At 60.1% G+C, this 21938-nt stretch carries 6 protein-coding genes; all 6 read left to right on the top strand.

What is annotated here, in order from left to right; translation table 11 throughout:
• Positions 1 to 288: 288 nt before the first annotated feature.
• Complete coding sequence (locus I6L33_RS18125) at positions 289 to 2433, top strand: type I secretion system permease/ATPase (protein ID WP_005302550.1); 2145 nt, start codon at positions 289 to 291, stop codon at positions 2431 to 2433.
• Entirely contained in the window at positions 2426 to 3844 is a 1419-nt protein-coding gene (locus tag I6L33_RS18120; RefSeq protein WP_095592471.1) for an HlyD family type I secretion periplasmic adaptor subunit, read from the top strand. The genes I6L33_RS18125 and I6L33_RS18120 overlap by 8 nt, the downstream gene beginning before the upstream one ends.
• 35 nt (positions 3845 to 3879) lie before the next feature.
• Entirely contained in the window at positions 3880 to 5208 is a 1329-nt protein-coding gene (locus I6L33_RS18115; protein WP_005302546.1) for a TolC family outer membrane protein, read from the top strand.
• 158 nt (positions 5209 to 5366) lie between these two features.
• Positions 5367 to 6089: a transglutaminase-like cysteine peptidase gene (locus I6L33_RS18110; RefSeq protein WP_216974147.1), complete on the top strand. Its 723-nt coding sequence runs from the start codon at positions 5367 to 5369 to the stop codon at positions 6087 to 6089.
• A 3-nt stretch (positions 6090 to 6092) separates the two neighbouring features.
• Positions 6093 to 8018, top strand: coding sequence for a LapD/MoxY N-terminal periplasmic domain-containing protein (locus I6L33_RS18105; RefSeq protein WP_123247255.1), 1926 nt, complete (start codon positions 6093 to 6095; stop codon positions 8016 to 8018).
• 260 nt (positions 8019 to 8278) lie between these two features.
• Positions 8279 to 21937, top strand: a complete 13659-nt coding sequence (locus tag I6L33_RS18100) for a retention module-containing protein (protein ID WP_367948369.1) — start codon at positions 8279 to 8281, stop codon at positions 21935 to 21937.
• Position 21938 lies beyond the last annotated feature (1 nt).

The raw sequence follows: 21938 nt of genomic DNA, 5'->3' as shown, positions 1-21938 counted from the left end.
ATAAGCTTGTATTATTTCCAATTTGGACGGGATATATCGGGCATGACGCCACCCTGTGTCGCGATCAACAGCCTGACCTGCCGTCCCCGCTTTGGGCATAGTGCCGTTCAGGTCTGTCGATGACATCCAGTGTCATGTACCTGTGCTTTTAGTGTGTATCAGGCTGTAGCTCCTTTTTTGGGGAGCGCTGTTCTTTATGTCACGGGCATGTCTACGCCAACGATGCCCGTGAGGCTTGAATATCGGTATGGCGAGACAGCCGGCCCAATCATGCAGTGACAGGATGCTATGCAAGCAGAAACTAACCGTATTGACGAGTTGTTGGAGTGCCTGGTCTTTCTGACCCGCTTTTATGGGGTACCCAACAGCAAGGACGCTCTCACCACCGGCCTGCCGCTGGTATCCGGTCTGCTGACGCCCAATCTGTTCGGCCGTGCCGCCGAGCGGGGTGGCTTGTCCGCCCGGGAAGTCATCCAGTCTCTCGACGAGATCTCCCCCCTGTTGCTGCCCTGCGTGCTGCAGATGCGCAACGGCGGCGCCTGCATTCTGCTGGAGTGGAACGAAGACAGAACCCAGGGCAAGGTGATCTTTCCTCAGGCGGGGGATGCGGCCCAATGGCTGAGTGCATCTCAACTGGGTGATGAGTATCTGGGGCGGCTGTTTTTTGTCAAAAAGCAGTTCAAGTTCGATGAGCGTTCACCCAAGGTGCTGGAGACCCGCGATGGTCACTGGTTCTGGAGCACCCTGCTCGAATCTCGCGGTATCTATCGGGATGTGCTGGTCGCCTCCATCCTTATCAACCTGTTTGCAGTCGCAAGCCCTCTGTTCACCATGAACGTGTACGACAAGATAGTGCCCAACCTGGCGTTTGATTCGCTCTGGGTGCTGGCGGTCGGCGCCATGGTGGTGTTCACCTTCGACTTCGTGATGCGCCAACTGCGCAGTTACTTCATTGACATCGCCGGCAAAAAGTCCGATGTGCTGCTGTCTGCCAAGATCTTTGCCAAGGTGATGGGCATGCGGATGGAGTCGCGTCCTGCGTCGACCGGTGCCTTTGCCAAGCATCTGCAGGAGTTTGAATCGGTGCGGGAGTTTTTCACTTCCGCGACGGTATCTACCCTCATCGATCTGCCCTTTGCCATCTTCTTCCTGTTCATTATCTGGATCTTTGCCGGCGTTATGGTGGTGGTGCCCATCGTGGCCATGGTGATCCTCATCATCTACAGCTTCTATATCCAGGCGCCACTCAAGCAGTCCATCGAAGAGGGCTCACGGCTCGCTTCCCAGAAAAACGCCAACCTGATCGAGAGCATCTCGGGCCTCGAAACCGTGAAGATCTTTGGTGCCGAGAGCATGTTCCAGCACCGCTGGGAGCAGGCCGTGTCCCACATTTCGACTTGGGGTGTACAGACCCGCCGCATCACCAACTCCATGTCATCGCTGGCCAGCTACATCCAGCAGGTGGTGACGGTGGCACTGGTGATTGTCGGGGTTTACCAGATCTCGGAAGGACTGGTCACCATGGGGGGCATGATTGCTGCCGTCATGCTGTCGAGCCGCGCCATCGCGCCCATGGTACAGCTGTCGGTACTCTCGACCCGCTACAACCAGGCCAAGTCTGCATTGGATATCCTGGAGAAGATCATGATCACGCCGGGCGAGCAGGAGGAGGGCAAGCAGTATATCCACCATCCCGTGATCTCCGGTCGGATCGAGTTTGACAAGGTGTCGTTCAAGTATCCCGGGATGGAAACCAGCACCCTGCACAATATCAACCTGCGCATCGAGCCAGGTGAGAAGGTGGCCATCATTGGCCGGATCGGGGCGGGCAAGACGACGCTCGAGAAGATTTTGATGGGCCTCTATCGGCCCACCGACGGCTCGGTACGGCTCGATGGTTTTGAACTCGATCAGCTGCCGGCCTCGGTGATCCGCCGCAATATAGGCTGTGTGCCACAGGATGTGACCCTGTTTTTTGGCTCGGTACGCGACAACATCATGCTGGGCAATCCGCTGGTGGATGATGTGCGAGTCATGCGGGCTGCCAAGCGGGCCGGTGTGACCAACTTCACCAACCGGGATCCCAATGGGCTGGATAGACAGATAGGGGAAGGGGGCCGTCAGCTCTCCGGTGGCCAGCGTCAGGCCATCTTGCTGGCCCGGGCCTTGCTCAATGATCCCCCCATACTGGTGATGGACGAACCGACCTCCAACATGGATAACCAGTCGGAGATGCAGGTCAAGCATGAGCTGGCCAGACTTGGGCCGGAAACGACCCTGATCGTCATCACTCACAAGACCACCATGCTTGACGTAGCCTCACGGGTCATCGTGATCGAGCAGGGCCAGGTGGTGGCCGATGGTCCGAAGGAAATGGTGTTGCAACAGCTGAAAGAGGGCAAGGTGCGCGTACAGGAGGCCTCCAATGGCTAAGTTTGGCCTGTTCAAGAAGGCGCCATCCGATACTGTGCTGCCGGCCCCGGAACACCTTGAGTTTGTGGATGACGGTGCGGCCGCCGTCCTGCTGAGTACCCCGACGAGGGCACGTGCCTTGCTGTGGGCCTGCTTCCTGTTTTTCATGAGTGCCATCGTCTGGGCGGCCTGGGCCGAGCTTGATGAGGTGACCGTCGGCCAGGGCAAGGTGATCCCGTCACGTCAACTGCAGGTGATCCAGAACCTGGAGGGGGGGATCGTCAAGGAGATCTTTGTGAAGGAAGGGGATATCGTCGAGAAAGGGCAGCCACTGCTGCGCATCGATGATACCCGTTTCCGTTCCGATTTTCGGGAGCGCGAGCAGGAGCTGGTGACCCTCAAGGGGGATATCGCCAGACTGCGGGCGGAGATCCAGAGCGTGGTGGTCAAGACAGGCCCCAATCTGGGTTGGCGTGAACAGGTGGTGGTCGAAAAGCAGCCCATCGTTTTTCCGGACGGTTATGAGAACGTGTTTGCCGAATATGCGACACGGGAAAAGTCGGTGCAGAATGAGCGTCTCAACAACCTGAGCAACCAGCTCTATATTCTGGGTCAGCAGATCGAGCAGAAAGAGCAGGAGACCATAGAGCTCAATGCCAAGATAAGGACGGTGGCACGCAGTGTGGATCTGGCGCGCCAGGAACTCAATATCAGCCGTCCCCTGGCCAAAGAGGGGATCGTGCCCCAGGTTGAGTTGATCAAGCTGGAACGCCAGGTCAACGAGATGCAGGGGGAGCTTGAAAGCAATAGGCTGCTGATCCCCAAGCTTGACTCCGTGTTGCGAGAAACCATTTCCAAGCGCAACGATATTGCGCTGAAGTTCCGGGCCGATTCGCAAACCGAACTCAACGAGCGGCAGGGCAAACTGAGCCAGTTGTCCGAGGGGCAGGTAGGATTGCGTGACCGGGTGGATCGCACCAGCGTCATCGCCCCGCTCAAAGGCACTATCAAGAAGCTCAAGATCAATACCCTGGGTGGCGTCGTCCAGCCCGGCATGGATCTGATGGAGATAGTACCGCTGGAAGACACCCTGCTGGTCGAAGCCAAGGTGTCGCCGAAAGATATCGCATTCCTGCGACCGGGGCTGGAAGCCGTGGTCAAGATCACTGCCTATGACTTCACCATTTATGGTGGATTGCATGGCAAGGTTGAGCAGATAAGTGCCGACTCAATTCAGGATGAAGATGGCAATTCCTTCTACCTGGTTCGGGTACGCACCGAGAAGAGTTACTTGGGCGATGAGCTTAACGCACTTCCCATCATCCCCGGTATGTTAGCCAGTACAGATATTATTACTGGTAAAAAAAGTGTCCTAGACTATTTGCTTAAGCCGATATTACGGGCAAAGCAGTCGGCACTGAGAGAACGATAAGCCAACAATCTAAAAACAACATGACTGGAGATACCATGAAGAAGACGATTGTTGCCATGTTAGTAAGTGGCGCCGTGCTGTTCCCGGGCCTAAGCCAGGCACAAACACTGGAGGAGTCAGTGGCACAGTCATTGGCTACCCATCCCAAAATCAAGGAAGCTTTTGATCTCTATCAGGCGCGACTGTATCAGCATGATGGGGCCAAAGGGGGTTACTACCCCACCATCGATCTGCGTGGCGGTGTCGGCTACGAGAAGACTGACAGCCCGACCACCCGTGCGGCCGGTGCAAACTCGACCACCATCGATGACTCCATGACCCGTAAAGAGGCTGGTATCAGCCTGCGCCAGATGTTGTTCGACGGCTTCAACGTCAGCAGCAACGTGGCGCGTACCGATGCCGAAGCCAATGCCCAGCGCCTGGCCATGATCTCCGAGGCGGAGAACACGGCACTGCGGGTGGCCGAGGTCTACCTCAACATGCTGCGCCAGCAGGAGATCCTGGAGCTGTCCAAGCAGAACCTGGAAACCCACGAACAGATCCGCAGCGACATCAGCAAGCGGACCGATTCGGGGTTGGGTTCGACCGCTGACCAGACCCAGATCGATGGCCGGGTAGCCAGAGCCTATGCCAACCAGGCTGCCGCCGAGAACAACTATCGCGATGCCGAAAGTGAGTTCATCCGGGTGGTCAACGAGATGCCAAAAGATTTGGTACAGCCGGTTCCGGATGCTCAGCTCATTCCTAGCAGCCTGGATGCTGCACTGAAGACGGCAACCGAAGTTCACCCGACGCTGCTCTCCTCCCTGCAGGATATCGAAGCTGCCAAATACCAGCATGAAGGTTCCAAATCCGGTTTTTATCCCAACGTCACCTTTGAAGTGGACCAAAACTGGAATGAGGATATTGATGCCGTCAAGGGGCGCAACGATGACCTGACCGCCATGGTACGGATGCGCTACAACTTGTTCCGCGGTGGTTCCGATCTGGCCCAGAGCAAGGCCACTTCCGCACTCTATTCCCAGGCCAAGGACATTCACATGAATGCCTTCCGTCAGGTAGAGGAAGGAACCCGCCTGGCCTGGAACGCAAAAGAGTCTTTGGCTAAACAGAAGACCTTCCTGAAAGAACACGTGGATGCAAGCTATGACACTGTGCAGGCGTACAAGAAGCAGTTTGGTCTCGGTCAACGTACCTTGTTGGACGTATTGAACACCGAAAACGAACTGTTTGAAGCGCGCCGCAGCTACATTACCGCCGAGTATGACTCCCTGCTGGCGGATTATCGGATCCTCAATGCCACTGGCAGCCTGCTCAACGCATTCAATGTGAAGCAGCCGGCCGATTGGCAAGCCAAACAGTAATGGAGTGCGCATCAGGTTTGATGCGAGTGAAAGGGATGGTTGCAGCCGGGCTGCCGCCATCCCTTGTCTCTGACGGCCATCTCTGGCCAATGCAGTGAGTACCATTGGATCTGTCGAAGATGCATGTGACCGGATGGGATAGAGCAAGCAGTATCGGCATGGCGTCAACCTCCGGTTTGACCCAGCGGCTGCGCGCTCGCTGGTTACGCTGGTCACTTTGGCTGCTTCTGATATCTCTGCCGCTACTGCTCTCCGCCAGCCAGCCTCTTACCCCTGAAGATCTCAAACTGGTACAACGGGCTCAGGAGACCTACGGCGTCAGAGCCGGCAAACGGGTCACCACCTGGCGCACACTGGTAATGCAAAATCGCGCTGCTGGCCTGACCGACCGTCAGAAACTGGAGAAGGTTAACCAGTTTTTCAACCAGATGCGGTTTATCGACGACATCAAGTTGTGGCGAAAAAAAGACTACTGGGCAACCCCGCTGGAGTTTTTGGGTGCGGCTGGTGGCGATTGTGAAGACTTCAGCATTTCAAAATACTTTACCCTGCTGGAGCTGGGTGTTCCGGATGAAAAGATGCGGATGGTCTATGTCAAGGCATTGGATTACAACCAGTTTCATATGGTCGTTGCTTACTATGAAACACCGTCTGCGGTGCCCGTCATTTTGGATAATTTGATAGGGTCGATTCGGCCTGCCAGTCAACGTAGGGATCTGGTGCCGATATACAGCTTTAACGGTAGTCACTTGTGGTTGATGAAGGCGCGTGGTCAAGGGGAACTGGCTGGACAGTCCTCACGCCTGGGATTATGGAATGATTTACGCAATCGCATGACGTCGGGGCGATTGGCTCAGCCTGTGTTGAATTTGGATGATTAACCTATGACGCTCTACAGACAATTATTGGCAACCATGTTGATCCTGTTCGGGTTGTTGTTTGCAGCTACCTATTGGGTGCAATTCAACTCGACTCGTACCTATCTGGCCCAACAGCAGGAAACCACCGTCATCAATACAGCCACATCTCTGGGGCTGGCACTGACCCCTTATTTGGAAAATGGTGACAAGGTGGGGGCTGAGTCCGTCATTCAGGCGATATTTGACGGGGGATATTATCGTCTGGTCCGTCTGGACTTGCTGGCTTCCAAGGATGTCATCGAGCAGGAAAATACCAATAACATTCAAGGTGTTCCCCAATGGTTCATCAATCTTGGGTTGTTTCCCGAGGTATCCAATGAGTCGATCCTGACGTCGGGCTGGCTGCAACTGGGTAAATTGAAGGTCGTTGGCCATCCCGGCCAGGCCTATTACGAGTTGTGGCGTGGAATGAGTGAGCTTGCCAGCTGGTTCCTTATAGGTTTTCTGATCACCACCATCTTGCTCATGCGGGCACTCAACTACCTGCTCAAGCCGCTCAAGCAGATTTGTGAGCAGGCCGTCGAGATAGAGTTGCATCACTTTGGCCATGCCATTCCCGAGCCCAAGACCCATGAATTGAAACAGGTGGTTCAGGCCATCAATACCCTCTCCAGCAAGTTGGCCGTGCAATTCAAAGAGCAGGCCGACGAGGCTGAAAAACTGCGGGAGCGGGTTTACGTCGACGCCGTTTCCGGCTTGGGCAACCGGGCTTATTTCGTGGGTCAGGTCAACGCCTGGATTGCAGAGGCTGGTCAAGGGGGGGTCATGCTGGTTGCCGTCGACATGCTGGACGAGCTGTACCGCGAAGAGGGATTTGCTGCGCGTGACAACATGGTCAAATCGATAGCCCAGGCTTTGAAAGAACAATTGAAAGGGTGGGATGGCTCTGCTGTGGCGCGGATCTCGGCAACGGAATATGCCCTGTTGTGCCCGACAGATGACCTTTCCCAATTGAAGGATTTGGCTGAAGTGATCAATAGTCGCATCGCCGATCTGGTGGTGAATCCCATGGGTGAGGGGGGCGCCTTGTCCGTCATTGGTATTGCTGGCCGAGATGGCAACGATGATTTGTCGGCACTGCTGACCAAGGCTGACAATGCGCTGGGCAGGGCCCGCAATGAACGTCGTGGTGCCGTGGTCATGGAAGGGGGCACAGATCAGGGGTTGATGGGACGTCTGGCTTGGCGTGATCTGGTTCAGGATGCGATTGCACGGCATTTGTGGCGTTTCAAGGCGCAGCCAGCCTGCCGGTTTGATAATGGTCTGCGTATGCATGCAGAACTGTTTGCCTCCATCTCTCGCGATGGTACCGATTATTTCGCAGGCCAGTTCCTGCCTGCCATCGAGCAGTTCAAGCTGGGTGGTGAGTTTGACCAGGCAATACTGGATGCGTCAGTTCCATTACTGCAGCAGCAACCTGATCTGGTCCTGGCGGTCAATATTACGGCTGGTTCGCTGTGTTCAGATGAATTCCGTACTTGGCTGACCGGCTATCTGAGCGACAATGCCGGATTGAAAGAGCGCTTGCTGTTCGAGATCCCTGAAGCCGCCATCATGAAGCACAAGGAGCATGTGACCGCTCTGGTTCATGTTCTGCAAGAGCATGACTTTCAGTGGGGGGTGGATCACTATGGACGCCACTTCCAGTCACTGGGGTATCTGGAGGAGCTTGCACCTTCCTATGTCAAGGTTGACCACGGTTATACCAGCCAGGTTATGGAGCCTGGGGCTGATACTTCCTTCCTGGCTGCGGTATGTCGTGCCGCCCACAATGCCGGCGTTACAACCATTGCGACCAGAGTGGAGGATCAACACCAGGTCGAGTTGCTTTCAAAGCTTCATATCGATGGTTACCAGGGCTTTGTACACCCGGCATTTCCGTTGCCGTGAGCATGACCAAGTATTTCAGGGGCCCACAAGGGCCCCTTTTTTATTCGAAAAATTAATAAGCATGCTTATTCTCAGTTTAATTAGACTAGATGGCTTCATTTGGTGTCGCGCAACTGATTGATTTGACGATATAAAAAAGAACATTCGATTTCGTACATTTCCCCTCCCCAGTTTTGACACGAATCCCATACATTTTTGCAACGGATGCAAGAAGCACGGACATCTATGGTGTAGACATCGAGATCCGTCACGTTGGAGCAATGGACATGCGTACCCAAATCATCGACAAAACCGTTGTGGTTTCTGCAGTTGAAGGCAATGTGCAAATCGTGCTGGCTGATGGAAGCAGCCGCCCTCTGCAAAAAGGAGAGATCCTGCAACCCGGGGCAAAGCTCAACATTGCAGATGATGCCAAATTGTTATTGGCGCCCTACGATGATTCACCGGCGGCTGCCACACCGGATGCTCCAGCCCATGATGCGCCTGCTACCGGCCTGCCACCGGCTCCGGATGCCGGAAATGCGGCCTCTCCTGATATAGCCGCCTTGCAAAAGTCGATTTTGCAAGGGGTTGACCCGACGCAAAACTTTGAAGCGTCAGCTGCGGGTGGTGCTCCGGCTGCAGGTGGTGGCGGTGGGATCGGTGGGGTTGCTGGAGCCAGCGGTAACGGTGGTTTTGTAACCATCGACAGGATTGGCGATGCCACTATCGCCGCCGCCGGGTTTGACACTACCTACCAAGCTGAGCCGGTGGTGGATACCCAGCAGATAGCGGAGCCCTTGCTGGTCAATGAGCTGACGGATCAGGGAGAGCAACTGACCGTTGCTGAAGACGGATCTCTGAGTGGTAATCTGCTGGATAACACGGTGAATACCGATGGGCCGCAGGCTGCGTCAGTACTGATCTTCACCTGGGGGGACAATGCCAATATAGCTGCCGGTACCAGCGTGACCATCGATGGGGTAGGCACACTCATCGTCAATACGGATGGCAGTTTCACATTCACACCGGCTCCCAACTACGATGGCGCCGTTCCACCAGTGATATATACCGTGACTGATGGCACCGACACGGTGCAATCCACCTTGGAGTTGACGATCACCCCCATCAATGATCTCGCCGATGAGGGAGAGAGTGTGGTGGTGACGGAAGATGTAGCCGTATCGGGCAATCTGCTTGCCAACACCATCGACAATGATGGTCCGCAGGCGGCTTCCGTGTCTGGATTTAGCTGGGGTGGGGTTGCCAATGCCACCTTGGGTACACCTGTCAGCCTGGCAGGGATCGGTACTCTGCTGATCAATGCGGATGGTAGCTATCAGTTCACGCCGGCTCTCAATTATGATGGTCCCGTTCCCGCCGTCAGCTACACCGTCACCGATGGTGTAGATACCGTCCAATCCACTTTGACCATTACTATCACGCCGGTTGATGAACCGGTCGAACTGGCTGGTTTGCAGGTGGAAGGAGGAGAGCTGACGCTCAATGAAGCCTCTTTAGCAGATGGCAGTAATCCCAATGCAGCAGCCTTGACCCAGAGCGGTATTTTTACCTTCAGTGCGGCCGATGGTGTCCAGAGCTTGACCCTGGGTGGTGTTGCACTGATCACCAATGGACAAACCATCACTTCGTTCCCGCAAACCATCGCCAGCCCGTTGGGCAATCAGTTGACTGTTACTGGCATCAATTACAACCCTGCAACTGGAACGGGGAGTGTGAGTTACAGCTATACGCTGAACGACAGCGAGACACACACTCAACCAGCTAACGATGCATCACTGGTGGAGAGTTTCAATGTTGTGCTGGTCGATCCGGATGGTGACACGGCCAATGGCAGTCTGGATGTCGTCATTCTGGATGATATTCCCAGCGTCACCCTGACTTCCAATACGCAAGGGCTGGGGACTGTCTCCGTCGACGAGAGCCTGGTCAGCCTGGGCGGGGTGGGCGGCGACGGGGTGGCCAGTGCCAGCCTGAGCGCGGCCGACGTGCAGGCCCAGTTCAACCCGGCCTTCGGGGCCGACGGGGCGGGCAGCATCGGCTACAGCCTGGCGCTGAGCGGCAGCAACGTGGCAAGCGGCCTCTATGCGGTGGATCCGCTGGCTGCCAACGGCCAGGGGGCGGCCATCTTGCTCAATCAGGTGGGCAACGTCATCACCGGCAGCGCGGGCGGGGTGGATTACTTCACCCTGACCATCAACCCGACCAGCGGGGAAGTGACCCTGGCCCTGCTGGACAACGTCTGGCATGGCGACACCAGCAATGCAGATGACAGCGTGGCACTGACCGTGGGGCAGGGCGTGCTGACCCTGGTGCAGACCGTGACCGACGCCGATGGCGACCGTGCCAGTGCGGCGGTGGATCTGGGTGCCAACAGCGTGTTCCGCTTCGAGGATGACGGCCCGCGGGCTGGCCTCGCAGAAGAAGCGCCGAGCCTGGGGGCGACCGTGGACGAGAGCCTGGTCAGCCTGGGCGGGGTGGGCGGCGACGGGGTGGCCAGTGCCAGCCTGAGCGCGGCCGACGTGCAGGCCCAGTTCAACCCGGCCTTCGGGGCCGACGGGGCGGGCAGCATCGGCTACAGCCTGGCGCTGAGCGGCAGCAACGTGGCAAGCGGCCTCTATGCGGTGGATCCGCTGGCTGCCAACGGCCAGGGGGCGGCCATCCTGCTCAATCAGGTGGGCAACGTCATCACCGGCAGCGCGGGCGGGGTGGATTACTTCACCCTGACCATCAACCCGACCAGCGGGGAAGTGACCCTGGCCCTGCTGGACAACGTCTGGCATGGCGACACCAGCAATGCAGATGACAGCGTGGCACTGACCGTGGGACAGGGCGTACTGACCCTGGTGCAGACCGTGACCGACGCCGATGGCGACCGTGCCAGTGTGGCGGTGGATCTGGGTGCCAACAGCGTGTTCCGCTTCGAGGATGACGGCCCGCGGGCTGGCCTCGCAGAAGAAGCGCCGAGCCTGGGGGCGACCGTGGACGAGAGCCTGGTCAGCCTGGGCGGGGTGGGCGGCGACGGGGTGGCCAGTGCCAGCCTGAGCGCGGCCGACGTGCAGGCCCAGTTCAACCCGGCCTTCGGGGCCGACGGGGCGGGCAGCATCGGCTACAGCCTGGCGCTGAGCGGCAGCAACGTGGCAAGCGGCCTCTATGCGGTGGATCCGCTGGCTGCCAACGGCCAGGGGGCGGCCATCCTGCTCAATCAGGTGGGCAACGTCATCACCGGCAGCGCGGGCGGGGTGGATTACTTCACCCTGACCATCAACCCGACCAGCGGGGAAGTGACCCTGGCCCTGCTGGACAACGTCTGGCATGGCGACACCAGCAATGCAGATGACAGCGTGGCACTGACCGTGGGACAGGGCGTACTGACCCTGGTGCAGACCGTGACCGACGCCGATGGCGACCGTGCCAGTGCGGCGGTGGATCTGGGTGCCAACAGCGTGTTCCGCTTCGAGGATGACGGCCCGCGGGCTGGCCTCGCAGAAGAAGCGCCGAGCCTGGGGGCGACCGTGGACGAGAGCCTGGTCAGCCTGGGCGGGGTGGGCGGCGACGGGGTGGCCAGTGCCAGCCTGAGCGCGGCCGACGTGCAGGCCCAGTTCAACCCGGCCTTCGGGGCCGACGGGGCGGGCAGCATCGGCTACAGCCTGGCGCTGAGCGGCAGCAACGTGGCAAGCGGCCTCTATGCGGTGGATCCGCTGACCGCCAACGGCCAGGGGGCGGCCATCCTGCTCAATCAGGTGGGCAACGTCATCACCGGCAGCGCCGGCGGGGTGGATTACTTCACCCTGACCATCAACCCGACCAGCGGGGAAGTGACCCTGGCCCTGCTGGACAACGTCTGGCATGGCGACACCAGCAATGCAGATGACAGCGTGGCACTGACCGTGGGACAGGGCGTACTGACCCTGGTGCAGACCGTGACCGACGCCGATGGCGACCGTGCCAGTGCGGCGGTGGATCTGGGTGCCAACAGCGTGTTCCGCTTCGAGGATGACGGCCCGCGGGCTGGCCTCGCAGAAGAAGCGCCGAGCCTGGGGGCGACCGTGGACGAGAGCCTGGTCAGCCTGGGCGGGGTGGGCGGCGACGGGGTGGCCAGTGCCAGCCTGAGCGCGGCCGACGTGCAGGCCCAGTTCAACCCGGCCTTCGGGGCCGACGGGGCAGGCAGCATTGGCTACAGCCTGGCGCTGAGCGGCAGCAACGTGGCAAGCGGCCTCTATGCGGTGGATCCGCTGGCCGCCAACGGCCAGGGGGCGGCCATCCTGCTCAATCAGGTGGGCAACGTCATCACCGGCAGCGCCGGCGGGGTGGATTACTTCACCCTGACCATCAACCCGACCAGCGGGGAAGTGACCCTGGCCCTGCTGGACAACGTCTGGCATGGCGACACCAGCAATGCAGATGACAGCGTGGCACTGACCGTGGGGCAGGGCGTACTGACCCTGGTGCAGACCGTGACCGACGCCGATGGCGACCGTGCCAGTGCGGCGGTGGATCTGGGCGCCAACAGTGTGTTCCGCTTCGAGGATGACGGCCCGAGCGTGACCATCAATGCTGTGGCAGACGGTGGCATCACCCTGACCACCCAGGATGCACAGACCATCGGTGCGGCCAGTGACACGGCGACCGGCAGCTTTGCGGCGGCGTTCCTGGCGGCGGCGGTGCCGAACTATGGGGCGGACGGTCCGGGCAGCACCACGGTGAGCGGCTACAGCCTGAGCGTGACCGACAGCAACAGCGGGCTGACCAGCAACGGGCTGGCCATCACCCTGACTAAGGTGGGTAACGACATTGTGGGCTCGACCACGGACGGGGAGGTGTTCCGCATCAGCGTGGCGAGCAATGGCACGGTGACGCTGACGCAGTCGGCGGAGCTGGACCATCTGCCGGAGGACGTGGACAACAGCAACGACAACAACCTCATCAGCCTGGCCAATGGCAAGGTGCTGCTGAGTGCGACCGTGACGGTGGTGGATGGCGACAACGACACCGCGACCGGGACGGTGAGTGCGGACCTTGGCGGCAACATCAACTTTGAAGACGATGTGCCGAGCGTGACCATCAATGCGGTGGCAGACGGTGGCATCACCCTGACCACCCAGGATGCACAGACCATCGGTGCGGCCAGTGACACGGCGACCGGCAGCTTTGCGGCGGCGTTCCTGGCGGCGGCGGTGCCGAACTATGGGGCGGACGGTCCGGGCAGCACCACGGTGAGCGGCTACAGCCTGAGCGTGACCGACAGCAACAGCGGGCTGACCAGCAACGGGCTGGCCATCACCCTGACTAAGGTGGGTAACGACATTGTGGGCTCGACCACGGACGGGGAGGTGTTCCGCATCAGCGTGGCGAGCAATGGCACGGTGACGCTGACGCAGTCGGCGGAGCTGGACCATCTGCCGGAGGACGTGGACAACAGCAACGACAACAACCTCATCAGCCTGGCCAATGGCAAGGTGCTGCTGAGTGCGACCGTGACGGTGGTGGATGGCGACAACGACACCGCGACCGGGACGGTGAGTGCGGACCTTGGCGGCAACATCAACTTTGAAGACGATGTGCCGAGCGTGACCATCAATGCGGTGGCAGACGGTGGCATCACCCTGACCACCCAGGATGCACAGACCATCGGTGCGGCCAGTGACACGGCGACCGGCAGCTTTGCGGCGGCGTTCCTGGCGGCGGCGGTGCCGAACTATGGGGCGGACGGTCCGGGCAGCACCACGGTGAGCGGCTACAGCCTGAGCGTGACCGACAGCAACAGCGGGCTGACCAGCAACGGGCTGGCCATCACCCTGACTAAGGTGGGTAACGACATTGTGGGCTCGACCACGGACGGGGAGGTGTTCCGCATCAGCGTGGCGAGCAATGGCACGGTGACGCTGACGCAGTCGGCGGAGCTGGACCATCTGCCGGAGGACGTGGACAACAGCAACGACAACAACCTCATCAGCCTGGCCAATGGCAAGGTGCTGCTGAGTGCGACCGTGACGGTGGTGGATGGCGACAACGACACCGCGACCGGGACGGTGAGTGCGGACCTTGGCGGCAACATCAACTTTGAAGACGATGTGCCGAGCGTGACCATCAATGCGGTGGCAGACGGTGGCATCACCCTGACCACCCAGGATGCACAGACCATCGGTGCGGCCAGTGACACGGCGACCGGCAGCTTTGCGGCGGCGTTCCTGGCGGCGGCGGTGCCGAACTATGGGGCGGACGGTCCGGGCAGCACCACGGTGAGCGGCTACAGCCTGAGCGTGACCGACAGCAACAGCGGGCTGACCAGCAACGGGCTGGCCATCACCCTGACTAAGGTGGGTAACGACATTGTGGGCTCGACCACGGACGGGGAGGTGTTCCGCATCAGCGTGGCGAGCAATGGCACGGTGACGCTGACGCAGTCGGCGGAGCTGGACCATCTGCCGGAGGACGTGGACAACAGCAACGACAACAACCTCATCAGCCTGGCCAATGGCAAGGTGCTGCTGAGTGCGACCGTGACGGTGGTGGATGGCGACAACGACACCGCGACCGGGACGGTGAGTGCGGACCTTGGCGGCAACATCAACTTTGAAGACGATGTGCCGAGCGTGACCATCAATGCGGTGGCAGACGGTGGCATCACCCTGACCACCCAGGATGCACAGACCATCGGTGCGGCCAGTGACACGGCGACCGGCAGCTTTGCGGCGGCGTTCCTGGCGGCGGCGGTGCCGAACTATGGGGCGGACGGTCCGGGCAGCACCACGGTGAGCGGCTACAGCCTGAGCGTGACCGACAGCAACAGCGGGCTGACCAGCAACGGGCTGGCCATCACCCTGACCAAGGTGGGCAACGACATCGTGGGCTCGACCACGGACGGGGAGGTGTTCCGCATCAGCGTGGCGAGCAATGGCACGGTGACGCTGACGCAGTCGGCGGAGCTGGACCATCTGCCGGAGGACGTGGACAACAGCAACGACAACAACCTCATCAGCCTGGCCAATGGCAAGGTGCTGCTGAGTGCGACCGTGACGGTGGTGGATGGCGACAACGACACCGCGACCGGGACGGTGAGTGCGGACCTTGGCGGCAACATCAACTTTGAAGACGATGTGCCGAGCGTGACCATCAATGCGGTGGCAGACGGTGGCATCACCCTGACCACCCAGGATGCACAGACCATCGGTGCGGCCAGTGACACGGCGACCGGCAGCTTTGCGGCGGCGTTCCTGGCGGCGGCGGTGCCGAACTATGGGGCGGACGGTCCGGGCAGCACCACGGTGAGCGGCTACAGCCTGAGCGTGACCGACAGCAACAGCGGGCTGACCAGCAACGGGCTGGCCATCACCCTGACCAAGGTGGGCAACGACATCGTGGGCTCGACCACGGACGGGGAGGTGTTCCGCATCAGCGTGGCGAGCAATGGCACGGTGACGCTGACGCAGTCGGCGGAGCTGGACCATCTGCCGGAGGACGTGGACAACAGCAACGACAACAACCTCATCAGCCTGGCCAATGGCAAGGTGCTGCTGAGTGCGACCGTGACGGTGGTGGATGGCGACAACGACACCGCGACCGGGACGGTGAGTGCGGACCTTGGCGGCAACATCAACTTTGAAGACGATGTGCCGAGCGTGACCATCAATGCGGTGGCAGACGGTGGCATCACCCTGACCACCCAGGATGCACAGACCATCGGTGCGGCCAGTGACACGGCGACCGGCAGCTTTGCGGCGGCGTTCCTGGCGGCGGCGGTGCCGAACTATGGGGCGGACGGTCCGGGCAGCACCACGGTGAGCGGCTACAGCCTGAGCGTGACCGACAGCAACAGCGGGCTGACCAGCAACGGGCTGGCCATCACCCTGACCAAGGTGGGCAACGACATCGTGGGCTCGACCACGGACGGGGAGGTGTTCCGCATCAGCGTGGCGAGCAATGGCACGGTGACGCTGACGCAGTCGGCGGAGCTGGACCATCTGCCGGAGGACGTGGACAACAGCAACGACAACAACCTCATCAGCCTGGCCAATGGCAAGGTGCTGCTGAGTGCGACCGTGACGGTGGTGGATGGCGACAACGACACCGCGACCGGGACGGTGAGTGCGGACCTTGGCGGCAACATCAACTTTGAAGACGATGTGCCGAGCGTGACCATCAATGCGGTGGCAGACGGTGGCATCACCCTGACCACCCAGGATGCACAGACCATCGGTGCGGCCAGTGACACGGCGACCGGCAGCTTTGCGGCGGCGTTCCTGGCGGCGGCGGTGCCGAACTATGGGGCGGACGGTCCGGGCAGCACCACGGTGAGCGGCTACAGCCTGAGCGTGACCGACAGCAACAGCGGGCTGACCAGCAACGGGCTGGCCATCACCCTGACTAAGGTGGGTAACGACATTGTGGGCTCGACCACGGACGGGGAGGTGTTCCGCATCAGCGTGGCGAGCAATGGCACGGTGACGCTGACGCAGTCGGCGGAGCTGGACCATCTGCCGGAGGACGTGGACAACAGCAACGACAACAACCTCATCAGCCTGGCCAATGGCAAGGTGCTGCTGAGTGCGACCGTGACGGTGGTGGATGGCGACAACGACACCGCGACCGGGACGGTGAGTGCGGACCTTGGCGGCAACATCAACTTTGAAGACGATGTGCCGAGCGTGACCATCAATGCGGTGGCAGACGGTGGCATCACCCTGACCACCCAGGATGCACAGACCATCGGTGCGGCCAGTGACACGGCGACCGGCAGCTTTGCGGCGGCGTTCCTGGCGGCGGCGGTGCCGAACTATGGGGCGGACGGTCCGGGCAGCACCACGGTGAGCGGCTACAGCCTGAGCGTGACCGACAGCAACAGCGGGCTGACCAGCAACGGGCTGGCCATCACCCTGACTAAGGTGGGTAACGACATTGTGGGCTCGACCACGGACGGGGAGGTGTTCCGCATCAGCGTGGCGAGCAATGGCACGGTGACGCTGACGCAGTCGGCGGAGCTGGACCATCTGCCGGAGGACGTGGACAACAGCAACGACAACAACCTCATCAGCCTGGCCAATGGCAAGGTGCTGCTGAGTGCGACCGTGACGGTGGTGGATGGCGACAACGACACCGCGACCGGGACGGTGAGTGCGGACCTTGGCGGCAACATCAACTTTGAAGACGATGTGCCGAGCGTGACCATCAATGCGGTGGCAGACGGTGGCATCACCCTGACCACCCAGGATGCACAGACCATCGGTGCGGCCAGTGACACGGCGACCGGCAGCTTTGCGGCGGCGTTCCTGGCGGCGGCGGTGCCGAACTATGGGGCGGACGGTCCGGGCAGCACCACGGTGAGCGGCTACAGCCTGAGCGTGACCGACAGCAACAGCGGGCTGACCAGCAACGGGCTGGCCATCACCCTGACCAAGGTGGGCAACGACATCGTGGGCTCGACCACGGACGGGGAGGTGTTCCGCATCAGCGTGGCGAGCAATGGCACGGTGACGCTGACGCAGTCGGCGGAGCTGGACCATCTGCCGGAGGACGTGGACAACAGCAACGACAACAACCTCATCAGCCTGGCCAATGGCAAGGTGCTGCTGAGTGCGACCGTGACGGTGGTGGATGGCGACAACGACACCGCGACCGGGACGGTGAGTGCGGACCTTGGCGGCAACATCAACTTTGAAGACGATGTGCCGAGCGTGACCATCAATGCGGTGGCAGACGGTGGCATCACCCTGACCACCCAGGATGCACAGACCATCGGTGCGGCCAGTGACACGGCGACCGGCAGCTTTGCGGCGGCGTTCCTGGCGGCGGCGGTGCCGAACTATGGGGCGGACGGTCCGGGCAGCACCACGGTGAGCGGCTACAGCCTGAGCGTGACCGACAGCAACAGCGGGCTGACCAGCAACGGGCTGGCCATCACCCTGACCAAGGTGGGCAACGACATCGTGGGCTCGACCACGGACGGGGAGGTGTTCCGCATCAGCGTGGCGAGCAATGGCACGGTGACGCTGACGCAGTCGGCGGAGCTGGACCATCTGCCGGAGGACGTGGACAACAGCAACGACAACAACCTCATCAGCCTGGCCAATGGCAAGGTGCTGCTGAGTGCGACCGTGACGGTGGTGGATGGCGACAACGACACCGCGACCGGGACGGTGAGTGCGGACCTTGGCGGCAACATCAACTTTGAAGACGATGTGCCGAGCGTGACCATCAATGCGGTGGCAGACGGTGGCATCACCCTGACCACCCAGGATGCACAGACCATCGGTGCGGCCAGTGACACGGCGACCGGCAGCTTTGCGGCGGCGTTCCTGGCGGCGGCGGTGCCGAACTATGGGGCGGACGGTCCGGGCAGCACCACGGTGAGCGGCTACAGCCTGAGCGTGACCGACAGCAACAGCGGGCTGACCAGCAACGGGCTGGCCATCACCCTGACCAAGGTGGGCAACGACATCGTGGGCTCGACCACGGACGGGGAGGTGTTCCGCATCAGCGTGGCGAGCAATGGCACGGTGACGCTGACGCAGTCGGCGGAGCTGGACCATCTGCCGGAGGACGTGGACAACAGCAACGACAACAACCTCATCAGCCTGGCCAATGGCAAGGTGCTGCTGAGTGCGACCGTGACGGTGGTGGATGGCGACAACGACACCGCGACCGGGACGGTGAGTGCGGACCTTGGCGGCAACATCAACTTTGAGGACGATGTGCCGACAGCCAAGGACAACAGCATCGTCATTACTGAGGCGGGCTTGCCGCCTTTCAACCTCGTCATGGTGATCGATACCTCGGGCAGCATGTTGTGGCAGATAGGTACGACGTCAAATGGCTCGCCAAACCGTCTGGAACTGGCCAAGGATGCCCTGAACCACATGATCGACTCGTATGTGGCGCTGGGGGTTCCATTGGTCATTACGGTCATTGATTTTGCCAGTGGTGCAGTCCTGATCCCGCAAACCAGTGATCCTGATGTGGCCAAGGCCAGCATTTCCGGTTTGCCGACGGATGGCGGTGGTACCAACTACAACGCCCCCCTGGTACTGGCGCAGAATCAACTGACAACGGATTTGGCAAACCCTGCCTTGGCCGGGTATGAAACCAAGGTCTATTTCCTGTCGGATGGTGCGCCCAATGAAGGCAATGTCCCCGCCGGCTGGACCAGCTTTGTGAACAACAACAACGTTGAAGTTTACGCCGTTGGTCTGAACGTGAGCGGCAATGCCTCGGCGATCGCCCAGCTGGGACTGGTGGAAGACAACGGAGATGCGGTGACGCTGGTCAACAATATCTATGACCTGGATGCCACTTTGCAGGCGACTGTGCCGCCTCCTGCCACTGGCAATGTGATCACGGATGTGGATGCTACTGCCGGCGTGGACAGTGCAGGCGCCGATGCCCCCGCAACCGTGTTCCAGGTCAGCTTCACCGTCAGCAATCCGGCTGCGTATGTGGGGGTTGCCGACAGCATCAATGGCAATGTCGTGACCTTCCTGGTGCAAGGAGGAACAACGGGTCCCATGACTACGCCTCTGGGTGGCCAGTTGGTGGTCAATGCCGACGGCTCCTACTCCTACACACCGCCCAATGATGTAGCAGTGGATACGTTGGAGACCTTTACCTACACCATAGTGGATGCAGATGGTGACACCTCCAGTGCCTTGCTGAAGATACTGGTGCTGGATACCACACCGATCACGGCCTCCGTGTTCGAGGATGGTTTGCCCACCGGCCTGCCTGGCAACGACCCGTCCCTGACAACCGTGGGCGGCTCACTGGCCCATATGGTGATTGACAGTGCCAGCGTCAGTTTCGGTGTTGGCAGCACAGCCGGCTTGCCGGCGTTGACCTCAGGCGGTGTGCCGATCACCTACAGCATCGTTCATGGTGTCGGGGTGGATACCCTGGTGGCCATGGCCGGCAGCAAACCGATCTTTACGCTGGCGGTGGAGGCGGATGGTGATTACACCTTCACCCTGCAGGGGCCGATAGATCATGCTCAGGCTGATGGCAATGATCTGGAACTGAAGGCGTTGAACCTCTCCAGTGCGATCACTGCCCATGAAGGACCGGACAATGTGACTCTGGTACGGGATTTCATCGTGCAGGTTGAAGATGATGTGCCCCTTGTCATGACGCCCGCAATGGGAGTCATGTTGAACCAGTCCGGGCTTACTGAGACCTTCCTGCTGGATGGCGATGGCTCGCTGTTGAACAACTACGGGGCTGATGGTGGTTCGATCCGCTTTGACAGCAGTCTGAATGGCAGCAGTGGCCTGACCTCGGGTGGCTTGCCCATCACCTATACCTTGTCGTCGGATGGTATCACCCTGACCGCTACAACGGCGGCCGGCACCGTGTTTATTGCCACCCTGCAACCTGCATCCGGGACTTATCAGATCCAGATGATTGGCGAAGTGGACGGCGGGCAAACCACCATCGACTTCAACGGCGGGGGTTACGACTTCGTTGGCGGCAATGCGTCCTGGGCCGGTTTTAATACGGCAGCGAATGACAACAGCAAGGATCTGCTGCTGACGGCGATGACCAATGGTGTGGATGGCGGTACCGTCAACACCTCTGCCAACACGGGGGGGATCAGTAGCGGTTCATCCGTCGGGTCGGGTGAGGCGATGCGGATAGACTTTGTCATCGATCTGACCGGCAACCCGGTCAGTGGTGGCTCCTACGGCGTCCTGGCGAACCAGACCCATGCCTTTGAGGCTCACTACGATGTAAATGGTGCCTCCGCCATGTTTACGGCGATCAATAGCAGCTCCAGTGTAAAACTGGTAGCCCGTCAGGATGTGGACAATGACAACGATATTGGCGATGGCAACAAGGAGTCACTGACCGCCGTGGCGATCAGCTACAACGGTTCAACCAGGATTGTCAGTATCGGAGCCGGCATGTCCCAGGTTGTCTCGGTGGGAGGCCACAGCTTCACGGTCAACTTTACCGATGACGATCCGACCGCTGGTGTGGCCTATGTCGCGACAGTTGCCGGGGTGATCTCCAATACCAAACTGGCGGCGTATACCGCAGATGGTTACAACAGCCTGGAGTTCCACTATGCCGCAGGGAGCACCTTCAAGATTGGCGACTTCGGCTCCAGCGTGGCGACTCCGGGTGTTCCGGTCAACTTGCAGTTGCCGGTCACACTGACGGACGGCGATGGTGATGCCGTTCACAGCAACATCGGTCTGAGCCTGCTGCCGGATGCCCCCTTTACCGTGGACTACGAAGACTCCGCCAGCGCGGTGAATGTGACCCTGACCAGTACGCAAGGGCACGCCATCGGGTCCGACTTTGGAGACAGCATCACGGGCAACAGCCTGGACAACATCCTGTCGGGTGGTGATGGTGATGATCTGCTGTACGGGATGGGAGGCAAAGACACTCTGGTTGGCGGGTCGGGCAATGATGTGCTGGATGGTGGCAGCGGCAACGATACCCTTTATGGGGAATCCGGCAATGACACCCTGATCGGCGGAATTGGCAACGACATATTGCAAGGAGGAGATGGCAACGATCTGTTGATCGGTGGTCTGGGCAGCGACACCATGACGGGGGGCGCTGGCAGCGATACCTTCAAGTGGATTGCTGGCGATGCGGATGGCAGTACCGACACCATTACCGACTTCACGCTGGGCAACCCGTCCAACGGGGGGGATGTGCTGGATCTGTCGGATCTGCTGGTCGGTGTCCCCTCGGGGTTCAACAACAATGATCTGGCCACGGTGCTCAACAACTATCTGCAGTTCGACACCACGACCAACAAGCTGACCATAGACACGAACGGATCGGCGAGTGGCGGCTCTCAATTGACCGTCCAGTTCCAAGGCAACCTGGATCTGGATCAAAACGGAGGGCTCACAACCAACCACGACATCATCAAGCAGCTGCTGGATGACGGCAACCTCAAGGTTGATCCGTAAC

This window comes from Aeromonas sp. FDAARGOS 1403 (assembly GCF_019047325.1).
Taxonomy (GTDB): Bacteria; Pseudomonadota; Gammaproteobacteria; order Enterobacterales; family Aeromonadaceae; genus Aeromonas; species Aeromonas dhakensis.
Note: the sequence above shows the minus strand (reverse complement) of the source record. Positions and strands in the feature narration are given on the sequence as shown.

What these genes read in the sequence shown, in the direction of transcription:
- I6L33_RS18125 (WP_005302550.1), top strand. Translation starts at nt 289, where the DNA reads ATGCAAGCAGAAACTAACCGTATTGACGAGTTGTTGGAGTGCCTGGTC.
- I6L33_RS18120 (WP_095592471.1), top strand. Translation starts at nt 2,426, where the DNA reads ATGGCTAAGTTTGGCCTGTTCAAGAAGGCGCCATCCGATACTGTGCTG.
- I6L33_RS18115 (WP_005302546.1), top strand. Translation starts at nt 3,880, where the DNA reads ATGAAGAAGACGATTGTTGCCATGTTAGTAAGTGGCGCCGTGCTGTTC.
- I6L33_RS18110 (WP_216974147.1), top strand. Translation starts at nt 5,367, where the DNA reads ATGGCGTCAACCTCCGGTTTGACCCAGCGGCTGCGCGCTCGCTGGTTA.
- I6L33_RS18105 (WP_123247255.1), top strand. Translation starts at nt 6,093, where the DNA reads ATGACGCTCTACAGACAATTATTGGCAACCATGTTGATCCTGTTCGGG.
- I6L33_RS18100 (WP_367948369.1), top strand. Translation starts at nt 8,279, where the DNA reads ATGGACATGCGTACCCAAATCATCGACAAAACCGTTGTGGTTTCTGCA.